The organism is Melioribacter sp. Ez-97 (assembly GCF_051488665.1).
Classification (GTDB): domain Bacteria; phylum Bacteroidota; class Ignavibacteria; order Ignavibacteriales; family Melioribacteraceae; genus Melioribacter.
Window position 1 is genome coordinate 72857 of the sequence record NZ_JBPSEG010000003.1, and the last position, 23859, is coordinate 96715.

17 protein-coding genes and 1 tRNA gene are annotated in these 23859 nt (G+C 42.3%); 12 read left to right on the forward strand and 6 right to left on the reverse strand.

Features of this window, described 5'->3' with window-relative positions:
* Nucleotides 1-180 precede the first annotated feature (180 nt).
* The 3 genes from ACSSWA_RS04975 (at nt 181) to ACSSWA_RS04985 (ending at nt 4736) form a co-directional block, all read left to right on the forward strand.
* Nucleotides 181-1452 (forward strand): glycoside hydrolase family 1 protein, encoded by a 1272-nt coding sequence (locus tag ACSSWA_RS04975; RefSeq protein ID WP_437355457.1) that lies wholly within the window; start codon nt 181-183, stop codon nt 1450-1452.
* Nucleotides 1449-2579 (forward strand): glycosyltransferase, encoded by a 1131-nt coding sequence (locus ACSSWA_RS04980; protein WP_437355458.1) that lies wholly within the window; start codon nt 1449-1451, stop codon nt 2577-2579. Before ACSSWA_RS04975 ends, ACSSWA_RS04980 begins: the two co-directional genes overlap by 4 nt.
* A 96-nt stretch (nt 2580-2675) precedes the next feature.
* On the forward strand, nt 2676-4736 hold the full coding sequence (locus ACSSWA_RS04985) for a chloride channel protein (RefSeq protein ID WP_437355459.1): 2061 nt from the start codon (nt 2676-2678) through the stop codon (nt 4734-4736).
* On the opposite strand, the gene ACSSWA_RS04990 is transcribed toward ACSSWA_RS04985, so the two are convergent.
* The gene (locus tag ACSSWA_RS04990) at nt 4733-6322 is read right to left on the reverse strand and encodes an alkaline phosphatase family protein (RefSeq protein WP_437355460.1); all 1590 of its coding nucleotides are present in this window, start codon (nt 6320-6322) and stop codon (nt 4733-4735) included. The genes ACSSWA_RS04985 and ACSSWA_RS04990 overlap by 4 nt on opposite strands.
* A 1012-nt stretch (nt 6323-7334) precedes the next feature.
* Nucleotides 7335-7406: transfer RNA gene (locus tag ACSSWA_RS04995), tRNA-Asn, on the reverse strand.
* A gap of 247 nt (nt 7407-7653) precedes the next feature.
* On the opposite strand from ACSSWA_RS04995, the gene ACSSWA_RS05000 reads away from it, so the two are divergent.
* The 7 genes from ACSSWA_RS05000 (at nt 7654) to ACSSWA_RS05030 (ending at nt 15623) form a co-directional block, all read left to right on the forward strand.
* On the forward strand, nt 7654-9333 hold the full coding sequence (locus tag ACSSWA_RS05000; RefSeq protein ID WP_437355461.1) for an acyl-CoA mutase large subunit family protein: 1680 nt from the start codon (nt 7654-7656) through the stop codon (nt 9331-9333).
* A 12-nt stretch (nt 9334-9345) separates the two neighbouring features.
* Nucleotides 9346-9765 (forward strand): methylmalonyl-CoA epimerase, encoded by a 420-nt coding sequence (mce, locus tag ACSSWA_RS05005; protein ID WP_437355462.1) that lies wholly within the window; start codon nt 9346-9348, stop codon nt 9763-9765.
* Between the two features lie 14 nt (nt 9766-9779).
* Nucleotides 9780-11339: an acyl-CoA carboxylase subunit beta gene (locus ACSSWA_RS05010; RefSeq protein WP_437355463.1), complete on the forward strand. Its 1560-nt coding sequence runs from the start codon at nt 9780-9782 to the stop codon at nt 11337-11339.
* Between the two features lie 7 nt (nt 11340-11346).
* On the forward strand, nt 11347-11757 hold the full coding sequence (locus ACSSWA_RS05015; RefSeq protein ID WP_437355464.1) for an OadG family protein: 411 nt from the start codon (nt 11347-11349) through the stop codon (nt 11755-11757).
* Nucleotide 11758: 1 nt separating this feature from the next.
* Complete coding sequence (locus tag ACSSWA_RS05020; RefSeq protein ID WP_437355465.1) at nt 11759-12202, forward strand: acetyl-CoA carboxylase biotin carboxyl carrier protein; 444 nt, start codon at nt 11759-11761, stop codon at nt 12200-12202.
* A 3-nt stretch (nt 12203-12205) separates the two neighbouring features.
* Entirely contained in the window at nt 12206-13369 is a 1164-nt protein-coding gene (locus ACSSWA_RS05025) for a sodium ion-translocating decarboxylase subunit beta (RefSeq protein WP_437355466.1), read from the forward strand.
* 193 nt (nt 13370-13562) lie between these two features.
* Complete coding sequence (locus ACSSWA_RS05030) at nt 13563-15623, forward strand: alpha-amylase family glycosyl hydrolase (protein WP_437355467.1); 2061 nt, start codon at nt 13563-13565, stop codon at nt 15621-15623.
* Here ACSSWA_RS05030 and ACSSWA_RS05035 read toward each other — a convergent pair.
* From ACSSWA_RS05035 to ACSSWA_RS05045, 3 genes are all read right to left on the reverse strand, one after another.
* The gene (locus ACSSWA_RS05035) at nt 15607-16206 is read right to left on the reverse strand and encodes a hypothetical protein (RefSeq protein WP_437355468.1); all 600 of its coding nucleotides are present in this window, start codon (nt 16204-16206) and stop codon (nt 15607-15609) included. The two genes, ACSSWA_RS05030 and ACSSWA_RS05035, sit on opposite strands and share 17 nt — an antisense overlap.
* Nucleotides 16207-16339: 133 nt before the next feature.
* The gene (locus ACSSWA_RS05040) at nt 16340-19696 is read right to left on the reverse strand and encodes a PAS domain S-box protein (protein WP_437355469.1); all 3357 of its coding nucleotides are present in this window, start codon (nt 19694-19696) and stop codon (nt 16340-16342) included.
* Nucleotides 19697-19756: 60 nt separating this feature from the next.
* On the reverse strand, nt 19757-20983 hold the full coding sequence (locus tag ACSSWA_RS05045) for a M28 family peptidase (protein WP_437355470.1): 1227 nt from the start codon (nt 20981-20983) through the stop codon (nt 19757-19759).
* Nucleotides 20984-21088: 105 nt separating this feature from the next.
* Between ACSSWA_RS05045 and ACSSWA_RS05050 the strand changes: the two genes are divergently transcribed.
* Nucleotides 21089-22045, forward strand: coding sequence for an NAD(P)H-dependent flavin oxidoreductase (locus ACSSWA_RS05050; RefSeq protein WP_437355471.1), 957 nt, complete (start codon nt 21089-21091; stop codon nt 22043-22045).
* On the forward strand, nt 22038-22748 hold the full coding sequence (locus ACSSWA_RS05055) for a DUF6901 family protein (RefSeq protein ID WP_437355472.1): 711 nt from the start codon (nt 22038-22040) through the stop codon (nt 22746-22748). The genes ACSSWA_RS05050 and ACSSWA_RS05055 overlap by 8 nt, the downstream gene beginning before the upstream one ends.
* Here ACSSWA_RS05055 and ACSSWA_RS05060 read toward each other — a convergent pair.
* Nucleotides 22745-23851, reverse strand: a complete 1107-nt coding sequence (locus ACSSWA_RS05060; protein WP_437355473.1) for a hypothetical protein — start codon at nt 23849-23851, stop codon at nt 22745-22747. The genes ACSSWA_RS05055 and ACSSWA_RS05060 overlap by 4 nt on opposite strands.
* Nucleotides 23852-23859: the final 8 nt, after the last annotated feature.

Genomic DNA, 23859 nt, shown 5'->3' on the forward strand with positions numbered 1-23859 from the left:
ACCTTTCGATATTTTTTTATCGATACAAATATATCGATATTTTTATATCGAATCAAGCTCCTTAATATTTTTTTAATGTTCCGTTAATAATTCCTTAATAATCGCTTACTAAATTGTTGTCAATAAAAAGCCGTTCTAATAAAGCGGCGTATTACGGCATTAACTCATTACGGAATTCTGATGTTTTTGTGGGGAAGCGCAACATCGTCTTTTCAAATTGAAGGGAATATAAAAAACGACTTTACGGATAACGAAGAGAAGCTCGGTTATCCGCCGTACGAAAATGGTTCCAATCATTGGAGAATGTGGGAAGATGATATCGATATGATAAGACAATTGAATCAGAACGCATACAGATTTTCATTGGAGTGGTCACGACTCCAACCAGAGCCAAACACAGTATCTCTCGAAGCGCTCAACAGATACGACGCTATAGTCGACCGCCTGATTGAAAAAGGCATCGAACCGATGATCACGCTCCACCATTTCACGCATCCATATTGGTTTCACGACGTTTCTCCGTGGCAGACCGGGGATTCCATTAAAAGATTTCTCGATTATTCCGATTTAATTTTCAGCCGTCTGGCAGACCGGGTAAAATACTGGATAACGTTCAACGAGCCGGTTGTTTGGTCGCTTGCCGCTTATGCCGACGCTAAGTTTCCTCCCGCTTTTAGCGATCTGAATTTGATGATGAAAGCGCTCTATAATATGATGAAGGCTCATGCCGGAGCTTATGAACTTCTAAAGTCCTACAATTCCGTAAGTTATGCCGGAATAGCAAAGCATTTTATTATTTTCAAAGAGGCGCGGGAATGGTTTTATCCCGACAAAAGTATAGCCCGGAGAATCGACCGTTTTTTCAACGTTATGCTTCTCGACGCTTTTATTACGAATCGAATTGCCGTCAATTTTCCGCCGTTACTAAAATTCGACATGCCGATAAACCTTAACGACAAAATCGATTTTTGGGGCATTAATTATTATTACCGTCTCCATACCAAATTCAAACTGAGTCTAAAGAATCCTTTTTTTCTCTATGCTAAGAATCCCGCTACCGATACGGGCTGGGAAATCTATCCGAAAGGCTTAAAAAAAATAATAAAACTTGTTTCGCGTTATAATAAAGAAATAATTATTACTGAAAACGGGATTGCCACAGAAGACGATCATGCCAGAAAAAAATTTATCAAAAAGCATATAAAAATCGTAAGAAAGCAGCTTGAAAAAGGACATAATATCAAAGGTTACTTCTATTGGAGTTTGATGGACAATTACGAATGGCTCTATGGAAAATCAAAAAGGTTCGGATTGGTCGAGGTCGATTACGAGAACAATTATAAACGGACAATCCGACCCAGCGGACGCTATTACGCCGGCTTAATAGAAAAATTTCTTCACGACAGCGAGAGCGGAAAAATTTATAAAAAAATCGACAGGAGCCCGAAATGAGTTCAATTATATATTTACTTGTATTGCTTCCCGGTTTGTTCTACGCTCTTGTTTCCCTCTACTTCATCATAAAAGCCAAAGAGAAAAAAGCTGTTCCGCATTTAAAGAATGATGAAGCTCCATCCGTAACCATATTGAAGCCCGTTAAAGGAATCGACGACAATCTGGAGGATAATTTAAGCTCGTTTTTCGAGCTCGATTATCCGGATTACGAAATAATATTCGGAATCGATTCCGAGGACGACCCCGCAGCCCCGTTAATCGAGAAAGTGATGAATAAGTACAATCATATAAATTCCCGACTTGTAATCGACGGTCGTAAATCGGGACTTAATCCGAAAGTCAATAATTTGATTAATATGTATCCATACGCTAACGGCGAACTGATTCTGATAAGCGACAGCAATACGAAATGCGACAGAGATTTCCTAGCTAAATTAACCGCGCATTTCGACGATCGCAGGCTCGGCATGCTTACTGCGACAATCCGCGGCTACGGCGAAAAAAACATGGTTTCGGCGATGGAAAATATTCATTTGAACGCGTTCGTAGCTCCGAGTATTTTTATCGCGTCGTCTCTGGCAGACATTAATATTACTATCGGTAAAGCGATTCTTATTCGCAGAAATGCGTTGGACGTCATCGGTGGATTTAACGCATTTGCCGGCTATCTCGCCGAAGATTTTATGATGGGCAAAAAAGTCAAAGAAGCAGGATTCCGCGTAATGACCTCGCCCGTTACAATCGACAATATAAACGAAAAAATCCCTCCGGAAAAATTTATAAATCGTCACAGCCGCTGGTCGAAAATGAGATTCAAAATAGCTCCTTATCATTACCTTCTCGAACCCCTTACAAACCCGGTCGCTCTCGGCTTATTGTTATTGCCGTTCTTTAACGGGGTATTCGTTTACTTTATTTTGTCGGTTACGATAAAAATAATTCTCGATTATCTCATATCTCGTCAGACAAACCGCAGTCATAAGTTTTACTTCTATTTACTTATTCCCATAAAAGACTTGCTGATTTTCGCAATCTGGTTTATACCTTTTTTCAATTCGAAAATCAAATGGCGTAATAACGTCATGCTGATAAAAGAAGAATCGATATTGCAGCCTGCATCTTAAAAAGTTTTTTCTTCCCTTTCGCAGATTAAAATATTGACAAGCTTGCAAAAATGGTTATTTTAAAGTTCGGATATCCGCTTATGAAAAGAATACGCAATGAAGAAATTCTATCGTCGTTTATCTGACGCAATGCTTTCCTTGCTCGAAAGAGCAAAAATGACTGAGTACACATTCATTCTGATTATAGCGATTATAATCGGTTTGTTAGCCGGTTTTTCGGCTATCGGGATAAGATGGCTGATAAAAACAATTACGGCGATCTCTTTCGGAAGCGGCTCTAATCTTCTCGACGTATTATCCGCCACTCCATGGTATCTTCTAATTATCATTCCCGCGCTGGGCGGATTGATAGTCGGACCGATAATTTATTACCTAGCGCCCGAGGCAAAAGGTCACGGCGTTCCCGAAGTGATGCAGGCAATATTATTGAAAGGAGGAATCATACGCCCTCGAGTAGCTTTGATTAAATCGATTGCTTCCGCTATTACTATCGGCACGGGCGGGTCGGTCGGAAGAGAGGGTCCGATTATTCAAATCGGCTCGTCAATAGGGTCTACAATCGGTCAATTCTTCAAAGCGCCGTCGAGGCGCCTGAAAACCCTGGTCGGCTGCGGAGCAGCGGCAGGAATTGCAGCGGCTTTCAACGCGCCTATTGCCGGGGCTCTTTTCGCCGTCGAAATAATTTTGATGGATTTTGCAATCGTACAATTTTCTCCGATAGTTATATCTTCGGTAATGGCTACCGTGGTATCGCATACATTCGAAGGCGATTTTGCGGCTTTCATTGTGCCTCATTATCATTACGCTTCGCCTTATGAAATCGGGTTTTACTTTTTGCTCGGCGCCGTGTGCGGCTTGTTTTCATACCTGTTCATCAAGCTGCTCTATTTTTCCGAAAACTTTTTCGACAACAAACTCAAACTACCCGAACAAATAAAACCCGCCCTCGGCGGAATTATTATCGGAATTATAGCCCTTCAATTTCCTCATGTGATGGGAGTCGGCTACGACACGATTAATCTCGCTTTGCACGGAAATTTAATCTGGTATCTGGCAATCGGATTGCTCTTTGCAAAGATTGTCGCCACTTCGGTTACATTGGGTTCGGGAGGCTCGGGCGGTATTTTTGCTCCTTCTTTGTTCATGGGAGCAATGATTGGAGTATTTTTCGGCGAAATGGTTCACGGCTATTTCCCCGAAATCACAGCCGAGCCGGGCGCTTATGCGCTCGTTGCAATGGGTGGACTGGTAGCTGGCACAACGCGCGCCCCTATTACTGCAATTATTATTGTATTCGAACTGACGAACGATTATAAAATCATATTGCCATTGATGATTACTTGCATTATCAGCATGATTCTTTCCACAAAACTTTCCCGAGAATCGATTTACACCCTCAAGCTCGTGATGCGAAATATCGGCATCAAAGAAGGCCGAGAAATAAATATAATGGAATCGATTCTGATTAAAGACGTTTATAATAAACCCGATCCCAAAAGCGTAATTTTTATCGAGGATAAATTCGGAACTATAGTAAACAAGCTGATACACAACAGAGGTCGCGAATTTCCGGTTGTCGACGCAAACGGAGTATTACAGGGAATAATTTCGGTCGATATGATTAAAGATTTCCTCTTCGAAAAAGATTCTCTCTCGAGCGTTTTAATAGCCGCGGATATTATGAACAGAAAATTCGAATACGTCACTCCTGAAGACAACTGCAGCGCGGCTATCGACAGAATGAGAAAATACGACCATGAATCGATTCCTGTAATCGAGAATGCCGATTCAATGAAATTGGCGGGAATTGTTTCTCTTAAAGACATTCAGGACGCTTATAATCTTGAAATCGAAAAGCGCGAGATTACATCGTCTCTTTCAAGCAGTATAATGATGAACGAAAAAGAGCAGAGGGTGCATTTTCTAGAAGGTTATGAAATTATGGAAATTACCGCGCCGGAATCTTTTTACGATAAATCGATCAGGGAACTCAACGTCAGAGCCGAATACGGAGTCGATATTCTATCAATAAAAAAATCAAACGGCGACAACGAAAGAGTGATCCCTTTTCCTTCGCCCGATTACGTAATCCGGAAAGAAGACAGACTGGTTGTCGCCGGCGAAATAAAAAACATCAATTTACTCTCCAATATTTAATCCACTCTTTTCAATCGAAGAACTTTTCCCGAAGCGGCGGAAGGCAATTTCAAACCGAGATAGCTTGCGACTGTCGCGGCTATATCTTCTATATAAACTTCGTCGTCGTTTCTTCCATTTGCTATTTCCGGTCCGCAGAAAAAAAGCGGGATCGAAACGTCGTAATTCCAGGGCGTACCGTGTTCGGAACGATTGTAGAACTTGTCGCCGCCGGGAATTTCCGGTTCGAAAACTATGTACAGATTGCCCGACCTCTTGTGATAGTACGAGTTTATTACCCTTGAAGAAATCATATTCAAAAGAAGATTATTCCGCTCTATCTCGGACGATGTATATACGTCGTAAATTCCGTTCTTATTTCTCAGATATTCTTTAAGAAGTATTTCAACGTCCTCTACTTTCAGACCGTTATTTTTAACAGCGTCTTCATTCAAATAAATATTCGGCAAAATGATTTCTTCGACCGCGTTGAAATTGACTTTCAATTTTTCTTTAATAAAATCGTTGCATATCGCTCTCAAACTGCCATTGAATCCGCTTTCGGCGGCTGAGTTGCAGTTTCCGTTTGAAGGGACGAATGAATCTTTAGCTCCGTGGTCTGCGGTCAAGGTAATAAGTATGTTATTCATTCCCGCGTATTTATCGAGGAAGTCGATTAAACCTGCAATCAGTTTATCGAGCCTGTAAATCTGGTCTTCAAATTCGATCGAAGAATTACCGAAGTAATGTCCTATTTTATCCGTTGAGGAAAACGAAATCGAAATGTAGTCTGTATGCCCGTCTTTACCGAGACGATTTTCTTCTACGATAAATTTAGCCAGTTCAAAAGTAAGCGAATCCCCCAGCGGAGAATTCAAGAGCGCCGACGGTTCATACGGATTATCAAAGCGCGCCAGTCCGAATTTCTCCGTCTGCTTCTTGTTCGTAAAATTAACGTATCTTTCCGGTTCGTAAAGAGGCTTCCAACCGTACCCGGAATAATTATCTTCTTTAATTTCAGCGTTATATTTTTTTAGAAAACCGGGTTCTTTATCGTAATAGTATTCGCTCGAAACGAATTTAATCGAATCGTCAGCCATCCAGAAGGCTTTGCCGAAATGTCCGGCGAGGAAAACCGCTCCTCTGTCCTTTTGAGAAACGCCGAAAATTTTTGCCTTCCCCGCTTGTGAAATATAAATTTCATCCGAAAGTGTGGAGCCAATCAAATTTTGCGGCGATATGATCCCGTTGTATTCGGCGCAATAAACTTTCTTTTTTGAAATCCTGTCGTACCAATCGTTATTTACAATACCGTGGTATGCCGGTACGGAACCGGTTGCAATCGACGCGTGCCCTGGTCCGGTTGCGCTGCGGGCGTATGATATTTTTGTATTGCTGAAATAATATCCATTCTTTTTCAAATACTCGAATCCGCCATCTGAGAAATTCGCCGAGTATTTATCGAGCTGATCCGCTCTCAACTGGTCGACGACAATTTGAACGACGAGTTTTACTTTAGCGGGAGTTTCGTCTTTTACGGAAGCGAATGTTTGCGATAAGATTGAAACAAGTATAATCGCAAAGAAACGAGTTATGTTTTTTGTCATAAGTTCACCTGAATTTATAAACGCAATATAATAGTTCGATATTAAGATAACATTAATTCGGCGTAATTAATTCTTTAAGCGATATAAGAAATGCTAAGAAGCTCGACGCTGAAGGCGCTAAACATCAAAAAATCAAGCAGTCTAGTAACAAATAAATGCCGAAGGCGCGATATGCGTTTAATACAAATTCAATTGACAACAAAACGCCGAAGGCGCGGCATTATTGTAAAACTGCGTTGATAAAGAAGAAAAAAAATCCCAGAGGGATGATATTATTATATTGTTAACCCTACGATGTGAAATACAAATTGCCACATTCATTATGTCACCCGTCCCGGGTTTTATACTCTTATTCTTTACTATCAGTCTATCATAATGCCAACCCTCCGGGTTTGGTATTTTTCACATAATTAAAACCGAATTTATAAAAGATACATTCTTTAAAAGCGGCAACGTATTTACATCAAACAACCATAATCAACAAACGCTGAGAACGCGAAATAATTTTAATACAAAATTCAATTGAGAACAAAACGCCGAAGGCGTGACATTATTGTAAAACAGCTTCAACAAATAAGAAAAAATCCCGGAGGGATGATATTATTATATCGTTGAATATCATCATAAAAAACCCTACGATGTGAAATACGAATTGCCCATTCATTATGTCACCCGTCCCGGGTTTTATACTATTATTCTTTATCATCAGTCTATCATAATGCCAACCCTCCGGGTTTGGTATTTTTCACATAATTAAAACCGAATTTAAAAAAGATACACCCGTGAAAGACAGAAACGTATTTCTTTAACCAAACCATATTCAATAACACTGAGAATGTTAATTATCTTTAATAATAGATTCAATTGAGAATTAAACGCCGAAGGCGTGGCATTATTGTAAAACTGCGTTAATAAAGAAGGAAAAAAATCCCGGAGGGATGGCATTATTATAAGCCGAGTAGCCAAACAAAAAAGCCCCTGTCGTCTATTTAGGGGCTCTATTTTACTTTAGCTCCGCGTGCAGGACTCGAACCTGCAACCCTGCGGTTAACAGCCGCATGCTCTACCATTGAGCTAACGCGGAATATTTTTAAGAACAAGTAAAAAAATCGAGTCAAAAAATAGAGTTTATTCTGACTTTTGTCAAGTGTAAATGCGAAAAAAATATCTGGTATTTTCCATTTATTGACTTTATCTTTCTAAAAACTGAGAAGCGTCTCTTTATTTTGTGACTTTTTTGTCTTTTTTTGACCGCTTATTGAATCCCGTTCCCGTCAGTAATAATACGGCACGCTTATTGATACAATGTTTATTCTTTTAAGGAGTTAAAAATGGATCTGACAGAACTGAAAAAGAAAATCGAAGAAACTTATGCAGACTGGGAAGAAAATTTTTACAAAAAAACCGTGGAACGATTCCCGGAACGACAGCCTGAATTCACCACTCCTTCATTCACAAAAATAAAACCGCTCTACACGCCCAATGACTATATGCCCGAAAATTACGACGAAGAAATCGGTTATCCGGGTAAATATCCTTATACGCGGGGCGTACAACCTACAATGTACAGAGGAAGACTCTGGACAATGCGCCAGTACGCCGGATTCGGCACGGCTCGCGAATCGAACGAGAGATACCGTTACTTACTTTCGCAAGGGCAGATGGGATTGTCGGTAGCCTTCGACTTGCCGACTCAAATCGGCTACGACAGCGACGATCCGATGGCGCTCGGCGAAGTAGGGAAAGTCGGCGTCGCTATCGACACTCTTGCCGATATGGAAATTCTGTTCGATCAAATTCCGCTAGATAAAGTCTCGACTTCGATGACGATCAATGCGCCGGCTTCCGTATTGCTTGCAATGTATATTGCCGTAGCTGAAAAACAAGGCGTTTCCAAAGAAAAACTGAGCGGCACTATTCAAAACGATATCTTGAAAGAATACGTAGCGCGGGGCACTTATATTTTCCCGCCTAAACCGTCGATGCGTCTGATAACCGACATTTTCAAGTACTGCTCCGCTGAAATCCCGAAGTGGAACACAATTTCGATATCGGGCTATCACATCAGAGAAGCGGGTTCGACCGCGGCGCAGGAGGTGGGATTCACTCTTGCCGACGGCATCGCATACGTCGAAGCAGCTATCAATTCCGGTTTGAACGTGGACGACTTTGCAGGTCAACTTTCATTTTTCTTCAATTCTCACAACGACCTGCTGGAAGAAGTGGCTAAGTTCAGAGCCGCCAGACGACTCTGGGCTAAAATAATGAAAAACCGTTTCAAAGCAGTCAAGCCGAAATCGATGATGCTCAGATTCCACGCGCAAACAGCCGGATCGGCATTGACAGCTCAGCAGGCAGACAACAACATCATACGAGTCGCGGTTCAAACGCTAGCGGCTACGCTCGGCGGCGCTCAGAGTCTCCATACGAATTCACGGGACGAAGCCCTCGCTCTTCCAACCGAAGAATCGGTAAAAATTGCTTTGCGCACTCAGCAGATTATCGCTTACGAAAGCGGCGTTACAAATACAATCGATCCGCTCGCAGGCTCATACTATGTTGAATCTCTTACGAACCAAATCGAAAAAGAAGCCGAAGAGTATATCAAAAAAATCGACGCTCTCGGCGGAATGGTCTCCGCTATCGAGCTCGGTTACGTCCAAACGGAGATTCAAAAATCCGCATACAAATATCAGCAGGAAGTCGAAAAAGGAGAACGCATTATAATAGGAGTAAATAAATTCGCCGAGCAGGAAGAACACAAAGGAAAATTATTGAAAATAGACGAGCGCGTTCAGAAAGAACAGATCGAGTTTCTTAGAAAAATCAAATCGGAACGAAACAACGATCTGGCAGAACAAAAATTAAAAGAATTAAAAACGGCAGCCGAAACAGACGTCAATTTAATGCCCTATATAATCGAAGCCGTCAAAGCGTATTCGAGCATAGGGGAAATTTGCAACACGCTCCGATCGGTATTCGGAGAATACAAAGAACAAGTAATAATCTAACCGGAGGCAAAAATGGAAATCACTCATATCGAACATATCGGCATAGCCGTTAAAAACCTCGAACAGGCTATCAAATACTACGAGGACGTGCTCGGTCTCAAATGTTATTCGATAGAAGAAATAAGAACGCAAAAAACGCGCACCGCATTTTTTATGGTCGGACAAACGAAAATCGAGCTTCTCGAATCGACCGAACCGTACGGTCCCATCGGCAGATTCATCGAAGCCAAAGGCGAAGGTATCCACCATATTGCGTTCGCCGTAAAAAATCTGCCCGAAGCTTTGAAAGAAGCCTCCGAAAAAGGAATAACTCTTATTGACGAAGAACCTAAGCTCGGAGCAGAAGGATTGAAAATTGCATTCCTGCATCCAAAATCAACAAGGGGAGTTTTGACCGAATTGTGCGAACATCCCGAAAACGAAAATAAATAAACTGGTTTAATAGAATGCCTATTAGCGAAAAAATAAAAGAATTGATGGAAAAACGGGAAGAAGCCCGGCTCGGCGGCGGAAAATCCCGTATCGAAGCTCAACACAACAAAGGCAAACTGACTGCGCGCGAAAGAATCGAACTCCTTCTGGACGACGGTAGTTTCGAAGAATTCGACATGTTTGTTACTCACAGAACGACCGATTTCGGATTGGACAAAAAATCGTATCTCTCCGACGGAGTTGTTACCGGATACGGCACAATCGACGGGAGACTTGTCTATGTATTTTCGCAGGACTTTACAGTGTTCGGAGGTTCGCTCTCGGAGACATACGCCCAAAAAATTTGCAAAATAATGGATAAAGCTCTCAAGATGGGAGCCCCCGTAATCGGAATTAACGACAGCGGCGGTGCGAGAATTCAGGAAGGCGTCCGCAGTCTTGCAGGCTACGCAGATATATTCCAGAAAAACATACTTGCATCCGGCGTAATACCTCAGATTTCGGCAATATTCGGTCCCTGCGCAGGGGGCGCTGTCTATTCGCCTGCATTGACGGATTTCACGATAATGTCGAAAGGCTCGAGCTATATGTTCGTTACCGGTCCGAAAGTGGTTAAAACCGTAACAGGCGAGGTTGTAACCGAAGAAGAACTCGGCGGAGCCATGATACACGCGTCCAAATCGGGCGTTACGCATTTTGTAGCGGAGAACGAAGAAGAAGGAATTTTGCTGATCAGAAAACTCCTAAGTTACCTGCCGCAGAACAATCTGGAAGACCCGCCTGTAATTCAATGCGACGATCCGATCGACCGCGTAGACGATTTTCTGAACGAGGTCATTCCCGACAATCCGAACAAACCGTACGACGTCAAAGACATAATACATTCGATTGTGGACAACAATGAATTTCTCGAAGTTCAAAGATATTTCGCGCCTAACATTGTAATCGGGTTTGCCCGTTTCAACGGAATTCCGGTTGGCATCGTAGCCAATCAACCGAATTATCTTGCGGGCGTGCTCGACATTAACGCTTCAAGAAAAGCCGGTCGATTCGTTCGCTTTTGCGACGCATTCAACGTACCGATTGTTACGCTTGTAGACGTACCGGGATTTTTGCCCGGCACCGCTCAGGAATACGGAGGCATTATTCTTCACGGAGCGAAACTCCTTTTTGCTTACGGCGAAGCAACCGTTCCAAAAATTACGATAATTCTCAGAAAAGCTTACGGCGGAGCTTACGACGTGATGGGTTCGAAGCATTTGAGAGGCGATATTAATTACGCCTGGCCGATCGCTGAAATTGCCGTAATGGGTCCGCGCGGCGCTATTGAAGTTTTACATAATAAGGAAATTTCAAAATTCGAAAACGACGAAGAACGGACTCAATTCATTCTTCAAAAAGAAAAAGAATATAAAGATAAATTTGCAAATCCGTACGTTGCGGCTAAGTACGGTTATATAGACGACGTTATAGAGCCCCGTAATACGAGGTTCAGAATTATTCGGGCGCTTCAGTCGTTATCAACCAAAAAAGATACTAATCCGCCAAAGAAACATTCGAATATTCCATTATAGGTGAAACATGTTTTTGCTTGCTTTCCAGCAATCGGCAATTGATACATTGACGCGCAGCAGAATAGAACAGAACGCCGAAAAATTCAGCCAGCTCGACGCTTACGGAATCGGGCTGACTTTTATCGGTATGGCGGTCGTCTTTTCGTCCCTACTGCTGCTCTATATCGTGTTTTATAATCTGACCAAAGCAATAAACAACAGAATTAAAAAGAAACAAGCGCAGAGCGAATCAAAAGCGGAAAGCCACGAATTAACGGGAGAAGTAAACGCAGCAATATCAACCGCGATTTTTCTTTACCTGAACGAACTTCACGACAAGGAAAACATGGTGTTGACGATTAACCGCGTCGCTCGCGTTTATTCGCCGTGGAGCTCAAAAATTTACGGCTTGCGCCAATATCCACGTTCGAGAGGTTAATATGAGAAATTTCAAGTTTACCATTAACGGCAATAATTACGACGTCGAAATTTTGAATTTCGAAGACAATATAGCCGAACTGGAAGTAAACGGCACACGCTACAGAGTCGAACTCGAAAAGAAAGTACAGACGCCCAAGACGCCCAAACTCGTTCGAAGCGTAGCGGCTCCGAGCACGGACATCGACGTTTCTACAAAAAAAACGAGCAAACCGGCAGAAAGAAAAGGAGCCGGATTGGTTAAATCTCCTCTGCCCGGAGTTATCTTGTCCGTCTACGTTAAAGAAGGCGATACGGTTAAAATTGGAGACAAACTGCTTACTCTCGAAGCGATGAAAATGGAAAATAACGTGAATGCAGACAAAGAAGGGAAAATTACGGCGGTAAAAGTAAAACCCGGAGATTCAGTCCTGGAAGGCGATGTTTTGGTGGAAATAGGGAGCTAAACTATGATGGAATTTTTCAAATTTATCGGTCACGGTTTCGACATTTTCATGCAGTATACTGCGTTTGCCAACGTTACTGTCGGACATTTAATAATGATTACAGTAGGGTTGATATTCCTTTATCTTGCAATCACCAAAGAATACGAACCGTTGCTACTGGTGCCCATCGGATTCGGAATTTTAATCGGGAATATACCTTTTGCAGAAGCGGCAAATTTAAAAGTCGGAATATATGAAGAAGGGAGCGTCCTCAGTTATTTATATTACGGAGTGACGCACGGTATTTATCCTCCGTTGATTTTTCTTGGTATCGGCGCAATGACGGACTTTTCGACTTTGTTGTCGAATCCCAAGTTAATTATACTTGGCGCCGCTGCGCAGATAGGAATTTTCGGAGCTTATACGATTGCCTTGGCATTGGGATATCTTCCCCAGCAAGCGGCTGCTATTGCTATAATCGGAGGAGCCGACGGTCCAACTGCAATTTTCCTCTCGGCAAAACTCGCTCCCGAACTTACTGGCGCAATCGCCATTTCAGCATACTCGTACATGGCGCTCGTGCCGGTCATTCAACCGCCGATAATGAAATTGTTGACCACGCCTAAAGAAAGAACAATTCGCATGAAACCGCCACGGCAGGTTTCGAAACTCGAAAAAGTGCTCTTTCCGATTGTAGGACTCCTTCTTACATGCTCAATAACTCCTTCGGCAATTCCGCTTCTTGGAATGTTATTCTTCGGCAATTTATTGAAAGAGAGCGGCGTTACGAAAAGACTGGCTGAAACGGCGAGAGGAGCTTTGATCGATATTGTTACAATTCTAATCGGTTTGACTGTCGGAGCTTCTACTCAGGCAACTACTTTTCTGACTGCCAAATCGGTCGGCATTTTCGTACTCGGCGCGGTTTCGTTTATTATTGCAACGACGGGCGGAATTCTTTTCGTTAAATTTCTCAATTTATTTTTGAGCGATAAAAATAAAATCAATCCTCTTATCGGCAATGCTGGAGTATCCGCAGTTCCGGACAGCGCCCGCGTTTCACAAACGGTGGGATTACAATACGATCCGACAAACCATCTTTTAATGCATGCCATGGCGCCCAACGTGGCGGGAGTTATCGGCTCGGCTGTCGCTGCGGGCATTATGTTGTCGTTTTTCGTGGGATAATTATTTACTTCTTTTTCTCGCCTTCGATTTCTATCTTTGACGATTGAAATGCGGGAGTCTATTGCCTGCATTTATTTAATATTGCAAAAAAAAAATCATTTATTATCAATCAACTAATCGAGTTCAAGAATTATATTTTTTATTCGATAATTAAACACGACACGTTTTTGTTCCGTTAAGAAAGGATTATTAAATGTTTGTTATAGATAATCAGCCGGAAGTAAAAGAAAAAAAACTTTCAGAATTTCAAAAAAGATATCAGGAATTAGACCGTTATTATTCCGATAAAGAATTAGGCTCGATTGTTAAAGACACATCAACGACGTTCAGATTGTTTGCCCCTTCTCCTATTCAGGTAAGACTTTGCGTTTTCGACAAACCGGAAGATTCTTTCTGCCGTGAATATTTTATGGAACGGGACGACGACGGAGTTTGGGAAATCCAGATTGACGAAGACCTGACCGGCAAATTTTACGGTTATAAAGTTTATCACGAAGGAGAAGACGTATCAAATCCGAACAAACCGATATGCGCCGATCCTTATTCAAAGGCGGTCGCTACTTTTACCACTTATCAAAATCCCCGCCGATCAATCGTAATAAAACAAAAAGATTTCGACTGGGAAGGAACGTCATACGTCCGTCGAGATTGGAGAGATTTGATAATATACGAATGTCACGTCCGCGATATGACAATCCACAAAACTTCGGGAGCGATTAATCCCGGTACTTACAAAGGAATGATCGAACCCGGTATCAAAGGAGGGTTAAATTATATAAAATCGTTGGGCGCAAACGCAGTAGAGCTTTTACCCGTGCATGAATACGGTTACTGCGAACTCCCGTACGGCACTATCAAAAACGGCGTTATCAACAATATTAATCCGTACGAAAGGAATCACTGGGGATATATGACAGCCGCCTATTTTGCGCCCGCGGCATACTATTCCGAAAAAACACCCTCTTTCCGCTGGAACAGATGGATCGGCAAAAGCGGCAGGCAGATTGAAGATTTTAAGGAAATGGTAAAAGCCTTTCACAAAGAAAATATTGCTGTCATTCTCGACGTGGTATACAATCATTTTTCCGAATACGAACTCGGCAATTTGAAACAAATCGACAAAGAATATTATTTCAGGCTCGACGAAAACGGTAATTTCGAATCGAAAAGCTGGTGCGGCAACGACCTGAAAACCGAACGCCCGATGGTAAGAAGATTGATAATAGAAAGCCTTCTCTATTGGATGAAAGAATATCACATAGACGGTTTCAGGTTCGACATTGCAACGCTAATCGACTGGGAAACAATCGAACGATTTACAGACGAAGCCAGGAAAATAAATCCGGACGTTATACTAATAGCCGAACCGTGGGGCGGAGGCGGTTATAATCCCGGAGGATTTTCCGACAGAAGCTGGGCTGCCTGGAACGACCAGATTCGAAACGGCATTAAAGGAGAAAATCCTTTTAACGGCAAGGGATGGATTTTCGGCAAATGGTACGGCAACAACTCGCCCAAAAGAATTAAAAGCTACGTCAACGGCACGTTGAGACGAGACGAATACGGAATTTACAATAAAAAAGAACACTCGGTTAATTATCTCGAATCACACGACAATTATACTCTCGGGGATTTTATCAGAATTGCCTCGGGCGAAGTTGACGCTCATAAGATAATCAAAAAAGTCGACGAATTCGTCAAACTTTCGCCTCGCCAGCTTAAGCTAAACAAACTTGCGGCTCTCTTCCTTCTCACTTCTCAAGGTATGATAATGATTCACGAAGGACAGGAATTCGCCCGCTCGAAAGTGATTCCTTATAATGTAAAAGCGCCCGATCCGAGAAAAGGCACTATGGACAACGATTCTTACAACAAGGACAACAAGACAAATTACATAAATTATTCTCACGCCGACATAAACAAAGACTTGGTCGATTATTACAAAGGCTTGATAAAATTACGGAATAAATATGAAGCCTTCAGAAAAGCTAATTATAGCGACATAGCGTTTTTCGACCACGTCAAAAGCGAGTTCGGACTGGCATACCTGCTCAAATACGGCGAAGATCATTTTACCGTATTATTCAACGCCGAGCAGGAAGAAAGTCTTGAATTTCCTCTTCCGCCCGGCAACTGGGAAATATTGGTTAACGACCGACGGGCAGGCGTCGAAAAACTCGGCGAAGCATCGGACAAAATTATATTGCCGCCCGTTTCAGGATGCGTTTTAAGAATGATTAAAGACCGAAGCTGAAACCAGACATTATCATGTAATTAGTAATTGCTTCGCCGTTTAATCTGAACGCATTCAGCTTGAACTCGACAATTAAAGCCAGATTTCCTCTCATGTGCTGAACTATTCCGGCGCCGAAACCCGCCAGGAAAGTATATTCCGTTACCTCTCTGCCATTAAAAGCCGCAACGTATACCGGATAGCCTTCGAAAGCGAGTATTTCGTTCTCGTATTTATTATAAGTTATATACGAAAGTCCCATTTCCATTTCGAGGAAAAACGAAACGGTTTTGACCGTATCCATCTCTCTTCGCAGTCCGAGCCCGAACAGATACATTTTATGATCGCTTTCGTTGAACGAGTTATAGATTTTATCGTCTACTATGGCGTGAACAACATTTTGGTTCCACCAGTAATTGCCCGCTACGGCGTAGACATCCAAATTACGACTTAGGCTGCGTTTGACTTGAAGCGTAAGATTATATCCTTTAGTTTCAGCGCCTTTCGTATCGTGCAGTCCGCCTTTGAATTCAATCGAATTAATAAACTGCGCGCGGCAGTTTACGGCAAAGAAAAAGAGAGCAAATGCGATTAAGTATTTCATAGCTTATCTCCTTTGTTGGGGATGAAGTAGCTATGCCGGCATTTTCCTCCTGGGTTGATTAAAAGCGGTACAGAATTCGATTATGATTCCCTCAAATAATTTAGAATTAAAATAGCGTTTTGAAAATATTAAATCAACCGAAAAATGCTTTTCTGAGAGATTTTTCGATGGCGTTTTTGAATGTGGCGAGGTTGACGGGTTTGCGAAATACAAATTCGACCCCTAATTGTTTATACTGTTCTTCGATCGAAGGATTGATATCGCTGCTGAGAATAATAACCGGCGGTTTGAATTTCAGATCAGTGAGCGTCAGTTGTTTAACAAAATCGTATCCGTTCATAACGGGCATATTGTGATCGCTTATTATCAATGCGGGCGAAGAGCTTCTTACAATTTCAAGAGCTTCTTTACCGTTTTCGGCTTCGGATATCGTATAACCTTCTATTAAATTTCTGATCAGTTTGGAATAGAGTATCCTGTCGGTTTTGATATCGTCGACCAGAAGGATTGTGGTAGACGAGACAGGCACGGTAAAAATAAATTCCGAGCCTTTGCCGTATTGGCTTTTAACCTGGATATCTCCGCCGTGTTTAAGAATAATCTCTCTTACGAGAGACAAGCCCAATCCGCTTCCTTTTTCTCCTGCCGTGCCCGGAGTTGTAAATTTCGTATCGACTTTGAAAAGTTTCGGAACATCTTCCTCTTTAATTCCCGTACCGGTATCCTTAACAGAAAAGACGACGCTCTTGTTTTTAACGTCCGGCGCCGCGCTGATTGTTATAGCTCCTCCTGTTGGAGTAAATTTTATAGCGTTCGAAATAAGATTGTTAATTGCCTGGAGCAACAAATTTTCGTCGGCATGCACAAATAAATTTTCGCTCAATTCAGATTTCAAATCGATTCCTTTTCTGAGAGCGGCACCCGACAAAATTTGAATCGATTTATCGACCACTTGTTTTGCATTGATTCTGTTGGGTTCGAATTTTATTCTGCCGGTTTGAAGGCGCGTCCAGTCAAGCAGCGAATTAACCAATTCCAGCATATTTCTTGCGGACTCCTCAATAAAGCGGATGTACTGCGTCCTTTTCTCTTCGGTCAAATCTTTTTCGTTCAAAAGAAAATCGGTAAATCCCAGTATGGAACTGAAAGGCGTACGCAGATCGTGCGAGATAATCGAAATAAAGCGGTCTTTTGTCTCGTTCAATTCTTTCAGTTCGGCAGCCGATCTTTTCAATTCGTCCTGAGCCCGTTTAGATAATGTAATGTCGTTGACTATGCCGAAAATCTTAACGATTCTTCCCCGTTCGTCCCTTTGCACCGATATTTTATTCTCTATCCAGATAATATTGCCAAGGCTGTCGATTATTCGGTATTCGAGCTTTTCGTAGTTTTTATCCGAAAATTTATAAAGGCGTTTCAGATTTTCGATAACATATGCAAGGTCGTCGGGATGAATTATTTTCTTCCAGAGAAAACGGTCGTCCAGAAATCTTTCCGGTTTATAACCCGTAATCTTTTCGATTGCCGGAGTATAAAACACCTGAACCAATTTTCCTCTAATTCTTTCCGCAGTCCAGAAACTCTCGTCGATATTTTCCGTTATACTCCTGTACCTTTCTTCGGAAAGCCGCAGCGCTTCGAGCGCCTTTTTTTGAGGAGTAATGTCGCGCAACGACCACACTATAAACTTTTCGCCTTCGGCTTCGTACGAAGATACCGAGCTTTCGAGTTCGATCGACGTTTCGTCTGCTTTAATGCCTTTGAAATCGAATCGCGACGGCGATTCCTTGCCTTCTTCGAGATTCTGAATATTTCTACCGACTTTAATAATATCGTCCACGTCCACGAAATCGAGCGGATCTTTACCGATAATTTCGCTTGCGCTTTTGTAGCCGAACATTTTAACAAAAGCTTCGTTGACGAGGAATAATTTTCTTTTGTTGATAAGAGCGATCCCGTCGTGCGAGGCTTCGAAAATCGACCTGATGAGCATCAAATCTTTTTCAGCCTCTTTCAGCATCGAAATATCCGTCAGAAATACATTGTAATAAAGAGGCATTCCCCTGTCGTCGTAAACGGTAGAAAAACTTGCATGGACGTATATCTTCTGATCGTGCTTTGTAATGAGAGGCAGTTCAACCGTTTCCTTTTTTCGTTCTTCGAGTTCGTTCAGACTAAATCCGTTTGTCATCAAATAATAGGGCTCGACCAAATCGACAAAATAGAGCGAAGTAATTTCCTGGTCGGTATAACCGAACGACTGCAGCATTGCTGGATTGGCGTATTGAATCTTTCCGTTTAAATCGAGGATGCAGATAAATTCCTGGGTATGGGTAACGATTTTTCTGAACCGTTCTTCGGATTTTTTCAGCTCCAATTCCTTGCGTATTCTGAACGTTGAATCGGCGCAGATAAAAACGAAATATTCTTTGACGCCTTCTTTCAATTTTCCGATACGCACCGTAAAATACTCCGCTTCGTCTTCATCGTCGCCGAGTTTTATCAAATCTTCCGCATATTTATTTTCGATCAATTTTTGAGAAACCGAATGAAGATAGTTTCTGTCGATTTTTGGAAACAATCCGGAAGCTTCTTTGCCGTAAACTTCGCTCCTTTTCAAGCCGAACATTCGCGATGCGGATTCGCTCCAGTATACAATACGATTCAATTCGTCGGTCAAAAATACCGCGTCGATCATATTGGAAATAATGTACTCGTATTTTCTGAGTTCTTTTATTTCTTCCTGGAGTAATTCTTTTTCTTTCTTGTCGATTTCTTTATTTCGGACGAGCAGCAATACCTTTCCGTTCAATGGTATAAGCGCAATTACCGCAATCTGCTGCCTGTCGTCTTTTACATAAGGTATTTCCGTCCAGAGCGTCGTGTTCGATTTAACGAGCTGCTCGAAAAGCTTTTTAAACAATATGCCGGACAAACGTCCGGGTTTTTCTTCTTTTGGCATCGCCGCATCGAACAGGAAATTATATCGGCTGCATTCTTTCGAAGAATAATTTACGTTGCCTTCCCTGTCGCAAATCAGATAACAGTCGCATATCGATTCGAAAATTTTTTTGTAATTAAGCCCCTCGTTAATCTCTCCGGAATACTTGTATTTAATATCTTCCAGAATCACGATACCGCCTTCGAATTGCCGTTCGGAATTAACGGGCACGTATTTAATAAGAACCGCCATCCGATCGCCGGAAGCCGTAACGGAAGAATAGAGTTCTTTTTCGAACGGTTGATTTCCCTTGAGAAGAGAATAGATTTCTTTATCTTCGAAGAGTCCTATCTTTTCAATATTTTCGCCTGTAATGTCTGTCGACCCGGCGCGCGCAATTCCTTTGAAGCCGAAAAAAGTTTGATTTATAAAACGGACTTTGAAATCGTTCGAAAAAATCAGAATGCCCACCGGAGCGGCTTCGAACATCGCCCTCAGCTTAAGCGTTTTTCCGCCGGATGTATATTTATCTGCGCTGTAGTCGGTCATAAATGTCGCTCATTTGCTTACTTCAATTTATAAATTTAAGCCGAGATAATCATGAGGATTCTATTTAAGAATAAGCATTTTACGGATCTCGCTTCCGCCGTCTGTAATCAAAGCGTAATAATAAACGCCGCTGGCAAGTTTTCCCGCGGGTGCGTAGCTGATTTGATATAAACCTTCTTTTTGATGTTTGTCCACAAGGCTTTCAATTTCTCTTCCTGTCAAATCATAAATTTTCAATTTTACATTCCCTTCTTTTGCGAGATAATAACTTATTACAGTCGTATTGTTAAACGGATTCGGATAATTCTGATAGAGAACATTTGCAAGCGGTATCTGTCCGGCTTTCGAAATTATTTCCGCTTTTGAAGAGATCGACGCCAATGCAAGCTGGGTCATTTTTTTGTAGAAGTTGTAATTGAGCCGCCACATCTGATCCAAAGGCGAATGATAAAACGGATTAAAGTCGTTCGGTACGCCTTTGGGCGAATAAAAATCTTCAATCAGCAGAACTGCCGGATAATTTCTCAGCCAGAAAGAGTAGTGGTCGCTTCGTGAAGTGCCCGGATAGATCAGCTCGATATCAAGATTGATAAGATAATCGTCGTTTATGGAAATAATTTCATTTACAAGCAAGGATGTAAGTGGTCTTCCGTCGGAATGAAGGTCGGCTTTGAAATCGTCGTTTCCGTCCCAGGCGATCATATCGAGATTTATAACTGCAATAATCGAGTCGCCTCTGAGAGCCGCATTGGCGGCATAAAAGTCGCTGCCGTGCAATCCCTGTTCCTCATTGTCCCAGAGCGCGTAGACAACCGAATATTTTGTATCGTAACCCGATATAATACGAGCCGCTTCGATTACTGCTGCCGTGCCGGAGCCGTTGTCGTCTGCGCCTGGAGCGTTCCCTTCCGGCGGCATGCTGTCGTAATGCGCGCATATAATTACATAACGATTCGAGCCAGATTTCCCTTTCTGAAGCGCTATAATATTTTCGCCGTCCTCTTCAAACTCCTCGACGCTTACATTCAATCCGTAGGAACTCAATTTTGTCGTCAAATATTCTCGTGCATAAACATTCCCCCGGCTTTCCTTGTGACGCGAGGTGATTTTTTTGTATTCGCCGTTATGATAAAACGAATCGACTCCGGTAAGAATCCTCAAATTGGCTTTCAGACTATCGACGTTTACCTTTTGTATTGCGTCGAAAATCAGATAATCCGTCTGGGCGTTCGAATAACCGGCGCAAAACAGAATAACGAGAAATGTTCTAATATATTTTTTCAGCATAAGATTTATTCAAAATCGATTTTTAATTTACAAATAATCTTTGAATTATTTGCCTTATATTGATTCTTAAATATGTCTTTATGATTTTAAACGTCGGAAGTACGGATGATAATTCAAAACGACATAACGAAATTATTCGGCGTCAGATATCCGATAGTCCAGGCGGGAATGGTTTGGGTGAGCGGATGGAAATTGGCGTCGGCTGTTTCCGAAGCCGGCTGTCTCGGCTTAATAGGCGCCGGGTCGATGAAACCGGAACTTTTGAGCGAACATATCGACAAATGCAAACAAGCCACGGAAAAGCCATTCGGCGTAAATATACCGTTGCTGCGCGAGGACGCCGGGGATTTAATCGATACGGTTATCGAAAAAGGAATTAAAATAGTATTTACTTCGGCAGGTAATCCCGGTAAATTCATCGATAAATTAAAAAGAAACAATATTACCGTTGTACACGTTGTTCCCTCCTTGAAATACGCCCAAAAAGCAGAGTCCGTAGGATGCGACGCCGTCGTAGGCGAAGGGATTGAAGCCGGCGGTCATAACGGGAAAGACGAAATAACCACCTTTTGCTTAATTCCTCAGTTAAAAGATTTTCTCAGGATACCTGTAATTGCCGCCGGAGGAATATCCGACGGCAGGTCGATAGCCGCGGCTTTTGCGCTCGGCGCAGACGGCGTTCAAATCGGGACGCGATTTGCCGCCACCGAAGAATCTTCTGCCCATATCAATTACAAAATGAAATTACTTGAATCAGGAAACGAAGATTCAATATTAATCCTGAGAAAAATAGCTCCCGTACGCGTCATAAAAAACCGCTTTGCAATGGAATTAAAAGAACTTGAAGATTCGGGCGCCGACAAAAACGGACTTTTGGATAAACTCGGTCATAAAAAAGAACGGCTCGGAATCTTTGAAGGCGACATTGAAAACGGACTGATAGAAGCCGGACAATCTCTCAATTCGATCAAGGAGATCCTTCCTGCATGCGGCGTTATTGAAAATCTGTTGAACGAAACCATGAATGCAATTAAAAATTTGAAGGAATTATGTCATGAATAGCGAACAGAAAACTTTGGACTACGTCTATACTTTCAAATTCGAAGACGGACTCGAAAAAGATTTTATCATTCAACTCGACGCTGAAACGCTCAATATCATAAACCGAGATCCGGATGAAATACCGGACTGGGCAAGCAATTCCGATTTTCCATGCAATACCGAAAAATGCAAATCCGACAATAAAAGATACTGTCCTATCGCGTTACATCTCGATTCGATAATTAAGTTTTTCAGCGACAGAGTTTCTTACGAAAAAGTTGAAATAACAGCCGATATAAACGGGCGGCGTTATTACAAAGAAACGACAATACAAAACGCCGTAGGAAGCTTAATCGGAATAATAATGCCCGCCAGCGGATGCCCCGCGCTCGGCAAATTAAAACCGCTGGTGAAATACCATTTGCCCTTCTCTTCAATCGAAGAAACCGAATTCCGAGTTTATTCGATGTTTCTGTTCGCTCAATATCTGAGGAAGCTAAAAGGTTTGACCCCCGATTGGGACATGAAAAGTTTGCATGAATTATACGCCGAAATTCTCGAAATCAACCGTGTAATTTCGCGTAAAATTGCGCAGCTTGAAAATCAGGACGCAAGCAGCAACTCGTTAATAGCTCTCGACAATTTTGCGCAGTTTATCAGTTTTAATCTAGAAGACAATGATTTTACCCGATACGAAAAAATATTCGACGTCTGGTTCGACTAATACCAAAAATGAAATTGCAGCACAAACGCGTTATTATTACTTCCCTCTGATTCGAGATTAATTCTGTATTGAGGTCTCACTTCGACAAAACTGTACGGGAAAAATTCAATTCCCAGAATAATATGTTCGAATTCATTGTCCGGCGTGGAATCGTCATAATCAAAATAATCGTATCTTAAGACGGCGTCGACGCCCACATAGATTTTATATGCGGCTTCAATCATTGCGGCTCTGCTGTTGATTCCGTTAGCCGCATAATCTTTCGCAATGTCGTATTCGCCTGTCAGCGAAAAGTATTTTACGCCTACTCCCGCAAATCCGCCGTACATTTTGGAACGCAAGGAAGACGATAATATTTTTCTTTCGAACGCCGCGAAAGAAGCGCCTGCCAGCAGATTGACGTTTCCTATTTTCCGTCCCGCTTCAAATCGCATAGTAAAAGAAGGATCGCTCGAGAAAAGCGCGCCCGACTTCGGTTTTCCAATGCTGGCAGTCATCAAAATATCGTCCGTAAAATAAGCTCCGATTTCGATTCCCGTTTCGATGTAGAACGGGTTGTAAATCATACCCTGAATTCTTCCGAGCGAGAAGAGCAGACCGAAATCGCCGCCTTTTGTGTATGCCGTATGGTCGTCAATTCTAATTCCGTAATACGGTACGAATGAGCCCGCTTTTATGTAACTGTTATTCGGAAAAATGCGCGCCACGGCATAACCTTCCCAGATCGATTGGACGAAATCGTAACGGGTTATAACGTCGATTTTTTCGGAGACCGAAGCGTTCAGGTATATACTCCCGCTCATATCCTGAAAATCCGAGCGGTCTTTTTCCTGCGAATAGAGGAATTGAGTTCTGTAATCGAAACCTACGGTCAGATTTTCTGTAATAGCAGGCGAAAGCGCGAAATCTTTTTCTCGCGGAGAAATTAAGCTTAGTACGTTCTTTCCGAAATAAAATCCGTTTTCGTTTCGTACAATTCCGCCTGTCGGATTAACGTGGCAATCGATGCAACGGTCGCCCTGACGCAGTGCGAATCGGGGTAACGCGGTTATCTCGGTTATCAAAAAGAAACCGAGCGCCAGTGACAGTATAAAACGTTTCATACTCCCTC

Excerpts from the sequence above, each read along its gene's own strand:
- ACSSWA_RS04975 (WP_437355457.1), top strand. The coding sequence starts at position 181 with ATGTTTTTGTGGGGAAGCGCAACATCGTCTTTTCAAATTGAAGGGAAT.
- ACSSWA_RS04980 (WP_437355458.1), top strand. The coding sequence starts at position 1,449 with ATGAGTTCAATTATATATTTACTTGTATTGCTTCCCGGTTTGTTCTAC.
- ACSSWA_RS04985 (WP_437355459.1), top strand. The coding sequence starts at position 2,676 with ATGAAGAAATTCTATCGTCGTTTATCTGACGCAATGCTTTCCTTGCTC.
- ACSSWA_RS04990 (WP_437355460.1), bottom strand. The coding sequence starts at position 6,322 with ATGACAAAAAACATAACTCGTTTCTTTGCGATTATACTTGTTTCAATC.
- ACSSWA_RS05000 (WP_437355461.1), top strand. The coding sequence starts at position 7,654 with ATGGATCTGACAGAACTGAAAAAGAAAATCGAAGAAACTTATGCAGAC.
- mce (WP_437355462.1), top strand. The coding sequence starts at position 9,346 with ATGGAAATCACTCATATCGAACATATCGGCATAGCCGTTAAAAACCTC.
- ACSSWA_RS05010 (WP_437355463.1), top strand. The coding sequence starts at position 9,780 with ATGCCTATTAGCGAAAAAATAAAAGAATTGATGGAAAAACGGGAAGAA.
- ACSSWA_RS05015 (WP_437355464.1), top strand. The coding sequence starts at position 11,347 with ATGTTTTTGCTTGCTTTCCAGCAATCGGCAATTGATACATTGACGCGC.
- ACSSWA_RS05020 (WP_437355465.1), top strand. The coding sequence starts at position 11,759 with ATGAGAAATTTCAAGTTTACCATTAACGGCAATAATTACGACGTCGAA.
- ACSSWA_RS05025 (WP_437355466.1), top strand. The coding sequence starts at position 12,206 with ATGATGGAATTTTTCAAATTTATCGGTCACGGTTTCGACATTTTCATG.
- ACSSWA_RS05030 (WP_437355467.1), top strand. The coding sequence starts at position 13,563 with ATGTTTGTTATAGATAATCAGCCGGAAGTAAAAGAAAAAAAACTTTCA.
- ACSSWA_RS05035 (WP_437355468.1), bottom strand. The coding sequence starts at position 16,206 with ATGAAATACTTAATCGCATTTGCTCTCTTTTTCTTTGCCGTAAACTGC.
- ACSSWA_RS05040 (WP_437355469.1), bottom strand. The coding sequence starts at position 19,696 with ATGACCGACTACAGCGCAGATAAATATACATCCGGCGGAAAAACGCTT.
- ACSSWA_RS05045 (WP_437355470.1), bottom strand. The coding sequence starts at position 20,983 with ATGCTGAAAAAATATATTAGAACATTTCTCGTTATTCTGTTTTGCGCC.
- ACSSWA_RS05050 (WP_437355471.1), top strand. The coding sequence starts at position 21,089 with ATGATAATTCAAAACGACATAACGAAATTATTCGGCGTCAGATATCCG.
- ACSSWA_RS05055 (WP_437355472.1), top strand. The coding sequence starts at position 22,038 with ATGAATAGCGAACAGAAAACTTTGGACTACGTCTATACTTTCAAATTC.
- ACSSWA_RS05060 (WP_437355473.1), bottom strand. The coding sequence starts at position 23,851 with ATGAAACGTTTTATACTGTCACTGGCGCTCGGTTTCTTTTTGATAACC.